We start from the raw sequence: 15402 nt of genomic DNA on the forward strand, positions 1-15402 counted from the left end.
AGGGGGAACAGATGGCCATCAAGCTATCCAACCGCACCAAATTGATCAAACCCTCGCCTACTTTGAGTTTATCAGCCAAGGCTACGCAGATGAGGCAGGCGGGAATCGATGTTGTGAACTTCGGAGTGGGAGAGCCGGATTTTAATACTCCCGATTACATCAAGGCATCAGCTCACAAAGCTATTGATGCAAACTTCACGCGCTATACTGCAAATGCTGGAATCATGGAGCTGCGGGAAGCTATTTGCGCCAAGCTAAAACGCGATAATGGTTTGGACTATACTCCCAAGGATATTTTAGTGTCTCCGGGAGCTAAAGCATCTATATTGAACGTATTGATTGCAACATGCGATACTCATGACCAGGTGTTGATTCCGATGCCTTATTGGGTATCTTATCCGTATCAAACTATGATGGCCGATGCAGTTCCGGTTTACATCCCCACCGAAGCCTCCGAGGGATTCAAGATGCGCCCGGAAGCTTTGCAAAAAGCCATTGAGGACAGCCCCTGTGCCAAGGTATTGATATTAAATTCACCGGGCAATCCCACTGGAGCGGTTTATAACCGCAAGGAACTGGAAACAATCGCCGATATCTGCATCAAAAACAACATCCTGATTATCTCGGACGAGATCTACGAAAGATTGGTGTACGACGATGTGGAACACATATCAATTGCTTCAATCAGCCCAGAAGCCAAAGATCATACAGTGATCGTGAACGGCGTATCCAAGGCATACGCGATGACAGGATGGAGATTGGGTTATGCCGCAGGTCCTACACATATTATCGGCGCTGCTGGCAGAGTGCAGGAGCATAGTACATCCTGCGTGAATTCCATCACCCAAAAGGCATGCGTCACAGCCTTAAATGAGGAAGACAATTCCATTGAAAATATGCGCAAGGAATTTAGCAAACGCAGAGATTACCTCTATGATATGTTGATGAAGATCCCGCACATCTTGTGCAAAAAACCACAAGGTGCTTTTTACATAATGCCGGATATCAGTTGGTATCTGGAAAACAACCATTTGGGCATGAATACCGCTGCTCAATTCTGTAATGCGCTGTTGGAAAAGCACCATGTAGCGATGGTGGACGGCGGATCTTTTGGAGTATCGGGGACCGTGCGTTTTTCTTATGCGAACAGTATGGAAAACCTAAGCAAGGGCGTAAACCGCTTTAGCGATTTTCTCAAGGAGATTAGTTCATGAACGATCTGAACGATAAGATCGAAGAACGTTGGCGCAGCCGCCGTAAAAAGGGCTACAACTGGCCTCGTCTGATAGTCATGCTGTTGGTATTGGTAGCATTGATCTATGCGATGACTGTGTTGAAGCGAATGGGCGGAAATCAGCAAATGATCATGAGTGCTGAACGTGATTCTGTCGAAACCGGATTGGATATGCCAGAGCCAAGTGGTATGGAGCAGAATCCTTGAGCCTGGTAATAGTGGGATCCGTCGGACTGGATACCATCAGCACGCCCTCCGGAACTGTGGTGGACGCAATCGGAGGCTCGGCGGTGTACGGCTCCATTTCCGCATCATATTTCACTAATGTGAAACTGATTGGCGTGGTGGGAAGCGATTATCCTGCATCGGCAATCCAAGTGCTACAGCGTCATGGTGTGGATTTGGATGGTTTGGAGCGGGCTAAAGGAAAAACCTTCCGCTGGACCGGAGAGTATCATGATCTGAATAAGGCGGAAACACTACTTACAGAGCTTAATGTTTTTGCGGATTTTGTGCCCCGTCTGCCCGAGAGTTGCATCAGTTGCCACTCTCTGCTCCTCGCAAACATACATCCGAATCTGCAATTGCAGGTTTTGGAAAAGACACAATCCTACAATCACGTGGCCTGTGACACCATGAATTTTTGGATCGAAGGCTGCCCGGACGAGCTGGCTGAAGTAGTATCCCGCGTACAGATTGTATTTATGAACGAAGACGAACTAAGAGCTTTCAGCAAGGAAAACAATGTTTTCAGCGCTGCAAAAGTAATACTGGACATGGGGCCAAAGCTGGTACTGGTAAAAAGAGGAGAATACGGCAGCGTTGCCATCACGAAGGACTATATCTGTTTTGCCCCTGCATACCCAATCCCAGAAGTAAAAGATCCCACTGGGGCAGGCGACACATTTGCCGGAGCTTTTATGGCCTGTCTTCAGGATCATCTGGATCTCACGGAGACAGCTATTAAAGAAGCACTCAGATACGCAACAGTGATGGCTGCGTTAAATGTCAGCGAATTCAGCGTTGACGGGATTCTGGACATCTCAAGAGAAACAATCGACAAATACAAGGAAAACTTATGCCGGATGACCGTATAGAACCCATTGATTACAAACAAGCCGGAGTCGATATTGAAGCTGGCGAAAGAGCTGTGAAGAAGATCAAGGACAAGGTTCGCACTACCTTCAACGCCAATGTGTTGAGCGAACTGGGAAGCTTTGGTGGCCTGTATAGAATCGATGAATCCTGGAATAAACCGATCCTGGTGTCCAGCACCGATGGAGTGGGAACCAAGCTTCTGGTGGCGATTCAAGCCGGGATTTTTGACACAGTTGGGCAAGACTTGGTAAACCACTGTGTGAATGATATCCTGGTTCAGGGTGCCACTCCACTGTTCTTTCTGGATTACATTGGAGTGGGCAAGCTCTCGGTGGACAACATCTCTCTACTGATAGATGGTTTCGTAAAAGCCTGCAAGGATAACTCATGCGCTCTTATCGGTGGTGAGATGGCAGAAATGCCGGGCCTGTATCAGCCGGGTGATTTTGATCTGGCTGGAACCATTGTCGGTGTGGTGGAACAGGATAACCTCTTACCCCGATCCACTATGAAGGCCGGAGATATACTGGTGGCTTTACCTTCTACCGGTTTACACACAAATGGCTATTCACTGGCCCGCAAAGTGCTTTTTGAGCGTATGGGCTTGAAAGTGGATTCCTATATGGACGAACTGAACTGCAGTCTCGCCGAAGCACTGTTGAAAGTGCATCGCAGCTATCTGCAGCAAGTATCGCCATTCCTGCACAATCCCGGCTTAAAAGCATTGGCACACATTACTGGAGGAGGAATCGCCGGTAATCTGAAACGTGTACTTTGCAATAATCTGGAAGCGCAGATTGATCTGCGCGAGGAGAATATCCCAAGCCTGTACCACATCATCCGCAGAGGTGGCAACATCTCCTGGGACGTGATGCGCCAAACCTTCAATCTGGGGGTAGGGATGATCTGCGTTATGAGTCCAGATTTAGCCTCTGAGGTCCTCGCCCAAGGTGAAGCTTTTGCTCTGGGAGAACTAAGGACGTCTGATAAAAGTCCCCAAGTAATATTCAAGGAAAGAGTATAAATGTGTTTTTATCAAGATTATCAACTAACTGAAGAAATGTGGAATGAAGCTTGATAAAAAAACTGCTTGACTGATTTTTAGTAGTCAGATAAACGAGCTTTAAGAGGAGTAGCCTTTTTGCTATTTAAGGTTAGCCCTAAACTAAATTATTACAGATTAGTAAATAAGCCAGGATGAAGGGAGGTCCATCGATGCGAAAAACTGCATTGATCCTGCTAATTGTGTTGCTAGTCGGCATAGCATGCCTAGAAGCACAAACTACCGGCCGTCTCGCTGTGCGTGTTCGCGACGGACAGGGGAAGCCGCTGGAATTTGTGAACGTCGTGGTGATGTCAGGCTCTCAGCGCATTACCGGAGGCCAGACCAATGCAAAAGGTCAGGCTATCATTATCAATATCCCACCGGGATCCTACTCGGTTCGATTCTCTTTGGTCAGCTATGCTACCACTACATATCAGAATGTAAGAATCCAAGTAGGTCAAACTGCAAACTTATCCCCCGTAATGAACCGTGAAGGTATCGTAGGTCCTTCAGTTACAGTAGTTGCGGAACAAGATAGAGTAGAACGCGACCGCACCGGATCATCGCGTCAGATAGAAATGGATCGTCTGTCGGATTCGGCTGTGAGCGATGTTACCGGTATTATCTCCTTACAAGCTGGTGTTACCAACATCGGTGGTGAACTGCATATCCGTGGTGGAAGGGCAAACGAAGTGAATTTCACCGTTGATGGTATGAGCGTTTCTGATCCTGTGGATGGAGGAAGTGCTCTCTCGGTGGACACAGACGCCATCAAAGACATGAAGGTTATGACGGGCGGATTCCCTGCTGAATTTGGTAATGCGCAATCCGGTGTTGTAAACATTGTTACCAAAGATGGTGATTATTTCTACTCAGGAAAAGTTGAGTACAATACAGATCATCTTGTAGGTGAAGGCCGCAATTCAGACGTCTTGAAATTCGCCATCGGCGGACCGATAGTGCCTTTTGCTTCCCAAGATCTCAAAGAACGCCTTACGTTTTACTTTAACGGTGGCGGAGAATGGCTTGATGGTCGTTATAAGGACCTCTATGTTACCGATCCGAACAAGGAATATGTGAATGAAGATGGCGTAAGCATATTGGAAGCAGATTACCCCCGCTATGATCCTTATGAAGGTCGGGACGATTTCCTTGGCATCGATCTGGGGAATCGTAACTACAATAGCTACAATGTAAACTTGAAAACAAAATACGATATCAACCCTGCTCAGAAGATCACTTTGGCGGTTCGTGGAGACAGATCTTTCTCTACACCCTTCAATCCCGCCTTGAGCGATAGCAGATACTACTGGTGGCGTTATGCTTTACAGCACTATCGTTACGAAGATGTAGTGCAGCAACAATATATCGCTACCTACGACCACATGTTTTCACCTACGATGAACCTCAAGGCAAAGGCCAGTTATTATAAAAAAGATTATGAAGACGGTCCGCGCGGTATCGATCGGGATAATTTCCTTTATATGACGGTTGACCCGGATAATCCTGGTACAAACTATGTGGATGATGTGGTAACATACGAAAGATATGGCTATACAAGTATAGATGCCGATGGTGACGGTGTACACGATTTTGGTTTCCTGCCAGCAACTGAATGGAAGTATCGTATCGCAACATTGGAAGAACCAAGGCCCATTCCTGGTTTCCGGGCACCGGGAACTATCTATACGGATTTCATCGACGATACCACCGCTACGATGAACTTACGTGCGGACTTTGAATGGCAAGTGAATCAGACTCATCTGGCTAAAACCGGTTTTGAACTGATTAATCACGATATCACAAAGGACCAAACCCAAAACTTTCTGAGCATATACAACGACCGCAGAGTGAAGTATCTCAATCGCATATATACTCTTACCGAAGAGGATGCCACAAACTTCATCGAGAACGGGATTGTACCAGATGCTTTATATACCATCCACCCGAAGGTCGAGAATCCAGAATCCTTAAGCGATCTTGAGCCTATCTATAAACCTCTGGATTATTATAATGCCGCTAAATCCGCTGCCGGGAAACGTGATGGTTACTCCGCCAATCCTTGGCAGATGGCATATTATCTGCAGGATAAAATGGAATGGGAAGGAATGATTGTGAACGCTGGACTGCGTCTGGATTTCTGGTATCTGGGAACCAGTTATAAAGTGTTGCAGGATGATGGTCTGTTTGCGGATCGTGAGTTCAAAAAAGGTGATCGTTTTCAGATGATGGTTTCTCCTCGTTTGGGCGTATCTCACCCTATCACCGAGCGTGATGTATTGCGCTTTGCCTACAATTATCAGAACCAGTTGCCACAAATGCAGTACATTTTTACCTCCAAAACTCCTCAAGACGCTAACCTTTCAGATGTTACCATCACGGTGGGAAATCCCACGCTTGAGCCCCAGATTACCGTTACTTATGAAGTGGGCCTTTCGCATCAGTTGAGTGACGACTATGTCTTGGATATGACTGCTTATTTCAAGAATCTATACAACTATGTAAGCACCAAACGCGTGCGTAAAGAAGACGAAGCAAGCGTATCCTGGTATGAGTATATCTCGGAAGACTATGGCTCAGCCCGTGGTATAGATATTCAGTTGGAAAAGTTGCTCTCGAACTTCAATACCTGGAGTATTGCTTACTCTCTGGCATGGGCTCAGGGAAACAACTCTGACACGGTGATCCAGGATGAAAACACTTCTCTTCGCGAATTTCCGCTGGATTGGGATGTGCGCCATAATGCGTCCATAAACTACACCTTCAGAATTGGCAGAGGTGAGGAATTCTTTGTACCCTTTACGGACTACATCCTGCCGTTGGACGATTTTTCGGCCAACCTGAATTGGAGCATTGTATCCGGTGCACCCTATACTCCCCAAAGTATGGAAGGAAGCTCACTGCTGGATACAAACAGCAAGCGCATGGATTCCACAAACCAGGCTAATGCCAGAATTACAAAGGGTTTTCAGCTTCCTGGCGGAAACAGCATAAGACTCTTTGTAGATGTGGAAAACATCTTCAAAACCAGAAACGTAAATAGAGTGTATCCCCGTACCGGCTCACCATATGAAGACGGTGAAAATCTCGAGGACGACATCCTGGAATATGTATTCCCTGAAGTAGAATACGCATACGGCTTGTCGATTAAGAACCCGGCTTTTATAAACAACTACCGTGGGGTAACCTTCGGAGTTTCGTTTAACTTCTAAATTATTCCAAGGAGGAATCATAAATGAGAAAATTCTCGTACATAGTGCTGCTGATCACTCTGGTAAGTGTGTTGATCCCTGGCATGGCTTTTGCCCAGGAAGCAGTTGAGGAAACAGCCGCGGCTGCGAGCAGCAGTGGTATGGAGAGCTTTGCTGAATTGGTATTTGGCAGTGGCATGGTAAAATGGTTTAAAGATGGCGGATGGGCGATGTGGCCTATTCTCATCGTAGCTCTATATGGTATTGCCTATGTTGTTTGGAAATTCATCGCTTTGATCTATGGCAAGGTAAACCTTAATTCTTTCTTGAACAAAATTCTTCCTCTTGTGAAAGATAAGAAGTACAAAGAAGCAGCCGAGATTGCCAAAGGCACCCGCGGTCCCGTGGCAGCAATCATTTATGCCGGTCTCTTGAAAGCAGACGGTGGTATTGATGCAGTAGAGAAAGCCATCGAGAATGCCGCTATGATTGAGATGAGCTACTTGGAAAAAGGATTTCTGGAGCTTTCAACCGCCATTACTCTGGCCCCCATGTTGGGTTTCTTGGGTACAGTGTCTGGTATGATCAGTGCCTTCGATGCTATCGCAGCCGCACGTGCGGTGGACGCTACAATCGTGGCCAGTGGTATCAAGATTGCTCTTATCACTACCCAAGCTGGTCTGATCGTCGCTATTCCCGTGCAGTTTTTCAACAACATCTTTGTAACAATGGTAGATGGAATGGTTATCGATATGCAAAAAGCAACTGAGAAAGTTGTGGAAGCAATGCTGTAAAGGCCCAAAGGGAGATAAAAATGAAAATAGGACGAAAAAGGAAGAGCAAAGCCGAGATCCCGACATCGTCGATGTCCGACATTGCATTCCTCTTGATCATCTTTTTCATGGCAACTACCAAGTTTGACGTGAAAGAAGGGATTAAGATAGTCCTTCCTCAAGCGGCGGAAGAGGGAACTGAGCAAGCTCAGACCCTTACTCTTACAGAAAAAGAGATGACCCGTTTGCAGATTACTGAAGATGGAAGAATTGCTGTAAACAACGAAGCTCCCCGCGTGTATGAGAGCGGTGAGCTGGATGCCCTGATTCAGCAAAAAGCAAGGATAAACCAACAGATGATCTTCAAGGTTATCACCGATCGTGAGGCCACGTACGAAAACATGATTCGCGTGGTTGACCGCCTGAAAGCGGCAAAGATCGAGAAGATCTCGCTATCAACAAACTAGGAGAGAGACATGGCGAAATTGAAAAGACAAAGAAATCGCGACGTCGCCATTCCCAATGGCTCGATGTCTGATATCGCGTTTTTGCTGTTGCTCTTCTTCATGGTCAGCACGGTGTTCGTTCAGGAGAAGAAATTCTGGGTGGAACGCGATCGCTGGCCAATTGCTGAAAGCATCGAACGCATTCCGCGTAATCATACTTCTACCATCTACGTGATGAGGGATGAGACTATTCTTATCGACGATATTCCCACTCGTATAGAGAGTTCAGAAGACGTGTTCGTGTCTTCCACTCTGATTAGAAAAAAAGCCGATGATCCCGAATTGGTGGTTTGTTTTAGAACCGATCGGGATACTAAATATGGAGTAATGTCCGATGTTATGCGCCAGCTCCAGCAGGCTCAAACTCTGGTAGTGGCCTTTGAAGCCCAACAACGGCAGAATTAGGAGGCAAAGATGAAACAACAATATACCGATTGGAAAGACGTAGCAAACAGCCAGTTCAGTAAAGCGTTTGCTCTTTCCGTAACATTGTTGCTCTTTGCGATGATGGTTACTCCAAAGATTGAAGTGCGCAAACAGGTCTTCAAGACTCAGCAAATGGAGCTTGTGGATATACCAATGGAAGAACGAGAGAAGATTGAGCCTCCGGAAACTGAGGTTCATATCGATATCCCACTGGTGATCAGCGACGTGCTGGGAACAGAAGAAATTGATATGGAAGCCTATGAGTCTGCCATCGCACAGATCGGCAATTTTACCACAACTACAGCTACCAGCCTTACTCAGGTTGACGAACGTCCTGCCAACTTTGTGCCATATGATGATCCTCCGGTTGTGATCGGAAGCATCAACCCGGTTTATCCGGAGTTTGCCAAACGTAACGGGGTTCAAGGTACTGTAGTATTGGAAGTGGAAGTGCTAAAAGACGGCTCTATCCGCAATATACACGTGAAACGTTCAGTACCGGGCGGCTTGGACGAAGCTGCCATTGAAGCTGTACGTAGAGTAAGATTTCAACCCGGAAAGAGTAGTGGCCAGCCGGTCGATGTGCTGCTCATTATTCCGGTTGAATTTAAGCTTAATTAACCCGGGAGTGATTAATGAAGTTTAACAAACTTGTGTTCTGTTTGATGATAATGACCCTGTTTTCGGTCACTTTTGTCTTTGCGAACAAGGCTGTACCATCCACTGGAACCAAGAAATTGGATCTGGACTATTACCACAACGTAGGTAATATCTGGCTTAGGGTGAGTAACTATGGTTTCTTTGGATCCGGAGACGACGCTGTGCCTCAGTATCCTTCCTTGGAGTATCCCGGCGGTAGTGGTGTTGATTACCTCTACCAAGCCTCGCTTTGGTTCGGAGCCAAGAAACAAAGACGTGATTCCTCCGGAAGGAAATTGTATTGGTTGCAGTATCCTCCGAGTTCAAAGGATGATTATACTTATGAAGGCAGTGAACTGTGGAACAACACCTTGACCCCCTTGTTGGATACACTAGTCACGGTGGGATTCGATGGTGATGATGACCTTTATGAGTTTTTACCGGCATACAATCCACTTATTGTTTCCCATCCAAACTATGAATTGTATAATCGATATGATGCTATCGCTACCGCATCTGTACGTAGTCAGAAACGCGGTATTGATGACGACGGAGACGGATTGATAGATGAAGATTTCCCCGGTTATACTTTCCCCTTCCGGGCAAGCAGTGAATTGCCAGAAGCATTTAGTGCGTTTGGAGGATCTTACCTTAGTGATATGTCCTCAAACGACTTTATTGTTTTGGATAAACCGGAGAATTATGAGATTTGGTTCCCGCTGGGATTCATGGATCTTGAGGATCCCTCTCAACAGCACGGGGAAAAGACCTTCACCTATTCCAAACCTTATGATGATGACTTCGACGGACGTATTGATGAGGATGGCGCTCCCATATCGGAACAAGATTTCATTGGCTACTATTACGATTACTGCCCCTTGGGCATTACAAATGTCGATCGGGATTATGGTAGTCGGAAGGGAAGTAATACACACTATCCGTTAAATGTAAGAGTGCGCCAAATGAGTTATCAATGGAGCTACGATTATATTAAAAACTTGGTGTATATCGAGTTCAATATCACTAACATGAACCAGGCAGACTCATTATATGACTGCGCCATGGGTATCTACTTCGATGCAGACGTTGGTCCCAATACTTATGGCTCTGATAAAGCTTCTGACGATAAATCCGGATATGTGAAGGGTAAGGGTTACGAATTTGCCTATACCTATGATGCAGATTTTGATCGCGGTCTTAGCCCTGGTCTGGTGGGCGCTCGCGTATGCACCCCTGATCCGGATAAGCTACAATTCCACTGCTGGTATTGGAGAGTGGGCAACGGTCCTGATGATTCAGATCCACGTAATGTGGGTCCTACCATCAAAACTTCGAATCAGAAGTATTGGCTGCTTACCGGAAAGAATCCGGACACCAGTAAATACACTCCGCTTCGAGCCGAAGATGAGGATGTGATGGAATGGGAGCAACCCAGCCCGAACGATACCCGTTTCCTGTTTGCATTCTATGGTGCCAGACCGGGAACCCCGGAATATAACGAACAAGATGAGTATGGCAATTATTATAAACGTTGGGATCTTGCTCCTGGTAAAACCATGAAGATCGTGGTTGCAGTATTTCCGGGTGATAATAAGGAAGAACTGAAATCCACTGCATCTTGGGCGAAAATCATTTATGGAAACGCTCAGGATCTGATCACTGTTACTCAACCTGATACTATCTCTCACTATAATCCCCCTGAACCTCCCACAATTCCCAACATGCTGGCGGAAATAGTGCACACCGATTCCGGAAATGCACTGGATGTTTATTGGGATAATCGTTCAGAATTCTCCTATGATTTCATGAACGTACCCACAGCCGAAATTGGTTGGCAAAACCCAGATTACGAGGATGCTATTACCGATATTGATAGCTATCCTACAGCAGAAATGGCTGCTGGAATCTGGCCGGATTACTGGCCAGAGGAACATAGATTTTCCGATGGGTATGAGTTCAAAAACAACGCATTAGTGAATCCCTTTACTGGATTCCGCTTAAGACACGACTTCCAGGGTTATAGCTTATGGGGTCGTTCTGGAAGCGGAAGTAGAGAAGACTGGGAACAAATTCGCCGCTGGGATAAAGTTGATACTGATTTGGATGAAGATGACTATGATGTAAACCGCTACGCCGCCAATGACAGTCTGCGTAAGGATTATGGTGGCTACACCGGCATAGATACAGGTCTGCCCAATCCCTCAGATTCACCTGTTATGAGTGATCGCGGATGGCAAGCCAGTTTGGAAGAATACAACAAATTCACCAAATATGACCAATACTATGCTTTCGAGCCTAATGGTCCCATATTCTATGGCTGGCCCTTATACGATCCCGACAAGGACTGGACAACTGAGATTCAGAGCGCTGCAGATGAGATTGCCCAAAATAACTCAATGCTTTCCGATCAGGAAATCAAGGTGCTACAGGCAAGATTGTTTATGCATCCGTATCTGAATGAAATCAATCGTCCTGGACTATTCGATGCTCTTTTCGATTCAAAGGTAATCCCATTGAAAGGCTTTGCCTTCCCGAGTGGAGAAGCCGATCCTACGCCTGATCAATTGAACAGCCTCAAGGAAGAGCGTCTTGCACGCAGATTCTATAGGGCTTCCATCAATAACCCTCCTCGTGGTATCGAATATTATGTAGCACTTACTGCATACGACCGTGGTATTCCAGAACAGAATTTAAGTTTTCTGGAAACCGGACGTGACGCAGATGCAAACATGAAGGTTGTTTTCCCAGGCACGCTGGCTCGAGACAATATGAATGACATTATGGTGATACCCAACCCCTACATTGGTCGCAGCAAGTTCGACGGACGCCGTGAAAACGACGAAAAGGGAGATAAGAGCCGCCGTTTGTGGTTCGTAAACCTTCCCAACCGTTGCACAATTCGCATCTATACTCTGGCGGGAGACTTGGTGGAAACCCTTCATCATGATGGTCCTCCGATTACCGATGTGGTTACGATATCCAGAGCTACTACCCAAGGTATTGCCGCAAGTGGTATGCATGATTGGGATTTGCTGTCCAAACATAACCAGATCATCGCCCCTGGCGTGTATCTGTTCAGTGTCGAGAATAAAGACACCAACAAAATAAAAGTCGGCAAGTTTGTCATTATCAAATAGGGAGGAACTGTGAAAAAGAATAATATCCTGATCCTCGCTCTCGCCGTTATGCTATTGCCAGTATGTATTCAAGCAAAACCTTTTGGTAAAGTTGGCACGGTTGGCATGCAGTTTCTAAAGCTAGGTGTCGATGCTCGAGCCATTGGCATGGGTGAAGCTTACACAGCGGTAAGTGACGATATCTCTTCCGTGTTTTGGAATCCTGCCGGATTGGCTCCAGCGTTCCAAAACCAGGTGTTTGTGTCTCATACCAACTGGGTAGCCGACATCATGCACGAATTTGCAGCAGCTACATATACCAACGGAGTATCTACTTTTGCGGTGTATGGATCGGTATTGCATATGGACAAACTTGAAGTTACGGAAGAAGAAACCTTCGGTCCTACTGGAGAGTATTTTACCAATAGCAGCATTGCTATGGGGTTAACCTACGGACAGCAGTTTACCGATAAATTCTCTGCTGGCGTGGGAGTGAAGTACTTACGCGAAAATCTCTACGAATACGATGTAAACAGCTATGCTCTGGATATGGGTTCCATGTACAATACGGGATGGAAAAACATAAAGATTGGCATGGCATTAAAGAACTTCGGACCAGATATCCGTTACACTGTAGATGATGATGGTGATGGTTCTACGGACGAAGATCCATTTGATTTGATCGATAATGATGGTGATGGAGATATAGACGAAGACGGACCCGAACTGGAGAGTAAGATCCCGATGCACTTTTCATTGGGCGTATCTGGGGATCTGATGCGAAATGACACCGGATATTGGATTGCTTCGGTGCAATTGGATAACGTAATTGACCGTTTGGAAACTTGGAACTTGGGAACCGAGTATAAACTGGGTAATCTATTCCTGAGAGCTGGTTACCAGATTAACTACGATGCTGCGGGCTTTAGTGCAGGTGCCGGTTGGCAAGTTCCCACAAGTATTGGAATCTTCAATATCGACTATGCCTATACAGATATGGGCCCCCTGGCAGAATCCATGATAAAGAGCGCTCATCGCGTTTCACTCAAGATGAGATACTAGAATAATGAGAATAATTACTGGAGGAACAATGAAAAAAGTCCTGTTACTAACCTTATGCTTCTCTTTTATTATCGGAGCAGTCTTTGCAAATCCCGCGAAACCCGATAATACGAAGAAGCCTGTTTACACCCCAATAGTTCAGAAGATTACCGCTCCCAGTCGTGATGAGGTACCCACGTATACTATGGCTACCCCTCCTATCGAGATAATTGATAACTACTACGACTACCAGATCGGTGCTTACAATCATCTTCCCATTCAGGTAATCCCGGATGAAGCCGGTGGTGGATATTTCCTTACTTACCACGGGAAAGTGACATTAGAGTCTACACGTCGTGTATTCTGGGCACACATAGCTGCAGATGGTACAGTTCAGACAAATGAGATTTCAAATACTACAAACCATGAAGGATACCCAACCTTGGGCGTTGATCCTATTAGCGGAATTCCGATGTACGCCTGGCATGCTAATCATGACACAGACACAGAGCTTGAGGTCCAGTTTGTATGGGATTCATTTATTGGAAACGCACCGGGCTCCTGGAATACCATTATTCCCGTAATGAACAACCCGCTGGAAGTCGGAGTGACTGACGACAATGAATTCATCTGGCCGACCATCAAAATCGGTCCATCTCCCAATGCCAATATGAGAAGAGTATATGTGCTGGCAAGAAACTCTATTTCCCATGCATTAAATGGAGATCCCAGTGAAAACTGCATCATTGGTTATGCCGATTTTACTACTGAAGGTATGATGATGGGCAACAACCTGACCTGGACTTATATTACCATCCCGGAATTGGACGCATGGAATACCGATGAGCTCAACTTCCGTCGTCCAAACTATACTCTTGCAGTAGATAATTTGGGAAATATCTATTATTATGGACATCACATTGCTCGTGCAACAGATGGCTCTATAATCATGGAACCGGATATGGATGTCTTCATTTGCCCGAATTATGGACAAGGAACTTGGACCAGAGTGAGTGCTATGGGTAGAATGAATGCGTGGAATCCTCCCGTTCCGCCAAATAATGAAGGTTATTTTATCAATTCCGAAACGAATCTTCCTTATGCTGATGGCGAATTGTTCTTCAGCTTCAATTCCAGCCACCAGAATGCAGTGATCGACAATCTGGGACGCATTCACTCTCCTGGCCTTTTTGCGTTAAGCACCATAGAACTTACTTACTACCCCTACATGCAGAACCTAAAGAATATCGTGTATGATACCAACACTCAGGAATTCCTTATTCAGGATATATTCCCCAAACTTCCAGTTGGTGATACTTTCAATGAACACTATATACCTTGGGATATTGAAGCTCCTTTCGGTGAAGTAGATGAGATTGTGTACCAGGAATCCGATGATACGTATCACCCGACTATTGAAGTCAACATGCCATTACCGCATATGGATGCAGACTTACACTCCGATGCTGCCGGTAATATGGATTTCCATTACAATAATCAGAAGCTTACCGAGGTAAACGAACAAGGTATGATGGTTATGGTGTGGCAAGATTCTCAAAGAGCTAGAAATGGATTCAACTGGCCCGAAGATTATCCTGAGGATGTCCCCTATACCACAGGTCCAGAAATCATGATCGTTACTTCCAAAGATAACGGAACTACCTGGAGTGATCCTATGCGCCTGAATGCTGTGGATACTCCGGAATTGGCTGGAATGATCCCTATGTGGGTATACCCCGCCGACAAAGTGAAGTATATGGGACAGACAGAAACTGGCGATCCCATTGGCAGAGTTGGATTTATGTTCCTGGATGACAACACATGGGGAGCTTATCCCATCGAACCTGACATCTTCCCAGCCAATGATGGCGGAACAGTGATGTTTATGGAACTAGATATCGTATTCCCCGGTAGCGACAGCAATGATCCTGTCGTACCTGTGGTAAGCAATATCCTGAATCAAAACTATCCGAACCCCTTCAATCCGGAAACAACCATCAGTTTCGATATGCCCAAGAATGGCAACGCCAGACTGGATGTGTTCAACGTGAAGGGTCAGCTTGTTAATACTCTGTATAACGGAACAGCCACCCGCGGAAAGAACACTGTGGTATGGAACGGTACAGATTCACGTGGCAACAACGTTACCAGTGGTCTGTATTTCTATCGCCTCAGCACAGACAATCACAGCGAAACTCGCAAAATGATGCTGATGAAATAGTATCAAATGACTATAGGATGTCTTAAAGCCTTGTATTATATGGGTTTTCTTAGGCATCTGCCAAAATGAGAACGTGGGCACGGTCAAGAGATCGTGCCCTTACTCATTTTGT

Annotated in this window: 12 protein-coding genes; all 12 read left to right on the forward strand. The window is 45.8% G+C overall.

Annotated elements, in window-relative coordinates; all coding sequences use genetic code 11:
• The first annotated feature begins 11 nt into the window (after positions 1 to 11).
• The 12 genes from PHF32_01285 (at position 12) to PHF32_01340 (ending at position 15290) form a co-directional block, all read left to right on the forward strand.
• Positions 12 to 1214 (forward strand): pyridoxal phosphate-dependent aminotransferase, encoded by a 1203-nt coding sequence (locus PHF32_01285; protein MDD4559365.1) that lies wholly within the window; start codon positions 12 to 14, stop codon positions 1212 to 1214.
• Complete coding sequence (locus PHF32_01290) at positions 1211 to 1441, forward strand: hypothetical protein (protein ID MDD4559366.1); 231 nt, start codon at positions 1211 to 1213, stop codon at positions 1439 to 1441. The genes PHF32_01285 and PHF32_01290 overlap by 4 nt, the downstream gene beginning before the upstream one ends.
• Positions 1438 to 2331: a PfkB family carbohydrate kinase gene (locus PHF32_01295; protein MDD4559367.1), complete on the forward strand. Its 894-nt coding sequence runs from the start codon at positions 1438 to 1440 to the stop codon at positions 2329 to 2331. Before PHF32_01290 ends, PHF32_01295 begins: the two co-directional genes overlap by 4 nt.
• Positions 2313 to 3356, forward strand: coding sequence for a phosphoribosylformylglycinamidine cyclo-ligase (gene purM / locus PHF32_01300; GenBank protein MDD4559368.1), 1044 nt, complete (start codon positions 2313 to 2315; stop codon positions 3354 to 3356). Before PHF32_01295 ends, purM begins: the two co-directional genes overlap by 19 nt.
• Positions 3357 to 3547: 191 nt before the next feature.
• Positions 3548 to 6589 (forward strand): carboxypeptidase regulatory-like domain-containing protein, encoded by a 3042-nt coding sequence (locus tag PHF32_01305; protein MDD4559369.1) that lies wholly within the window; start codon positions 3548 to 3550, stop codon positions 6587 to 6589.
• A gap of 23 nt (positions 6590 to 6612) precedes the next feature.
• Positions 6613 to 7362 carry a MotA/TolQ/ExbB proton channel family protein gene (locus PHF32_01310; protein MDD4559370.1) on the forward strand — a complete coding sequence of 250 codons (750 nt, stop codon included), beginning with the start codon at positions 6613 to 6615 and terminating at the stop codon, positions 7360 to 7362.
• 20 nt (positions 7363 to 7382) lie between these two features.
• Positions 7383 to 7808, forward strand: coding sequence for a biopolymer transporter ExbD (locus PHF32_01315; protein MDD4559371.1), 426 nt, complete (start codon positions 7383 to 7385; stop codon positions 7806 to 7808).
• Positions 7809 to 7817: 9 nt separating this feature from the next.
• Complete coding sequence (locus PHF32_01320; protein ID MDD4559372.1) at positions 7818 to 8252, forward strand: biopolymer transporter ExbD; 435 nt, start codon at positions 7818 to 7820, stop codon at positions 8250 to 8252.
• 9 nt (positions 8253 to 8261) lie between these two features.
• Entirely contained in the window at positions 8262 to 8894 is a 633-nt protein-coding gene (locus tag PHF32_01325) for an energy transducer TonB (protein MDD4559373.1), read from the forward strand.
• 14 nt (positions 8895 to 8908) lie between these two features.
• The gene (locus tag PHF32_01330) at positions 8909 to 12049 is read left to right on the forward strand and encodes a hypothetical protein (GenBank protein ID MDD4559374.1); all 3141 of its coding nucleotides are present in this window, start codon (positions 8909 to 8911) and stop codon (positions 12047 to 12049) included.
• A gap of 9 nt (positions 12050 to 12058) precedes the next feature.
• Complete coding sequence (locus tag PHF32_01335; protein ID MDD4559375.1) at positions 12059 to 13090, forward strand: PorV/PorQ family protein; 1032 nt, start codon at positions 12059 to 12061, stop codon at positions 13088 to 13090.
• A gap of 28 nt (positions 13091 to 13118) precedes the next feature.
• The gene (locus tag PHF32_01340; GenBank protein MDD4559376.1) at positions 13119 to 15290 is read left to right on the forward strand and encodes a T9SS type A sorting domain-containing protein; all 2172 of its coding nucleotides are present in this window, start codon (positions 13119 to 13121) and stop codon (positions 15288 to 15290) included.
• Positions 15291 to 15402: the final 112 nt, after the last annotated feature.

The sequence above is a fragment of the Candidatus Cloacimonadota bacterium genome (assembly GCA_028706475.1).
Lineage (GTDB): Bacteria > Cloacimonadota > Cloacimonadia > Cloacimonadales > Cloacimonadaceae > UBA5456.

Bases quoted from the DNA above. Each gene is read 5' to 3' on its own strand.
- PHF32_01285 (MDD4559365.1), top strand. From the start codon at position 12: ATGGCCATCAAGCTATCCAACCGCACCAAATTGATCAAACCCTCGCCT.
- PHF32_01290 (MDD4559366.1), top strand. From the start codon at position 1,211: ATGAACGATCTGAACGATAAGATCGAAGAACGTTGGCGCAGCCGCCGT.
- purM (MDD4559368.1), top strand. From the start codon at position 2,313: ATGCCGGATGACCGTATAGAACCCATTGATTACAAACAAGCCGGAGTC.
- PHF32_01305 (MDD4559369.1), top strand. From the start codon at position 3,548: ATGCGAAAAACTGCATTGATCCTGCTAATTGTGTTGCTAGTCGGCATA.
- PHF32_01310 (MDD4559370.1), top strand. From the start codon at position 6,613: ATGAGAAAATTCTCGTACATAGTGCTGCTGATCACTCTGGTAAGTGTG.
- PHF32_01315 (MDD4559371.1), top strand. From the start codon at position 7,383: ATGAAAATAGGACGAAAAAGGAAGAGCAAAGCCGAGATCCCGACATCG.
- PHF32_01320 (MDD4559372.1), top strand. From the start codon at position 7,818: ATGGCGAAATTGAAAAGACAAAGAAATCGCGACGTCGCCATTCCCAAT.
- PHF32_01325 (MDD4559373.1), top strand. From the start codon at position 8,262: ATGAAACAACAATATACCGATTGGAAAGACGTAGCAAACAGCCAGTTC.
- PHF32_01330 (MDD4559374.1), top strand. From the start codon at position 8,909: ATGAAGTTTAACAAACTTGTGTTCTGTTTGATGATAATGACCCTGTTT.
- PHF32_01340 (MDD4559376.1), top strand. From the start codon at position 13,119: ATGAAAAAAGTCCTGTTACTAACCTTATGCTTCTCTTTTATTATCGGA.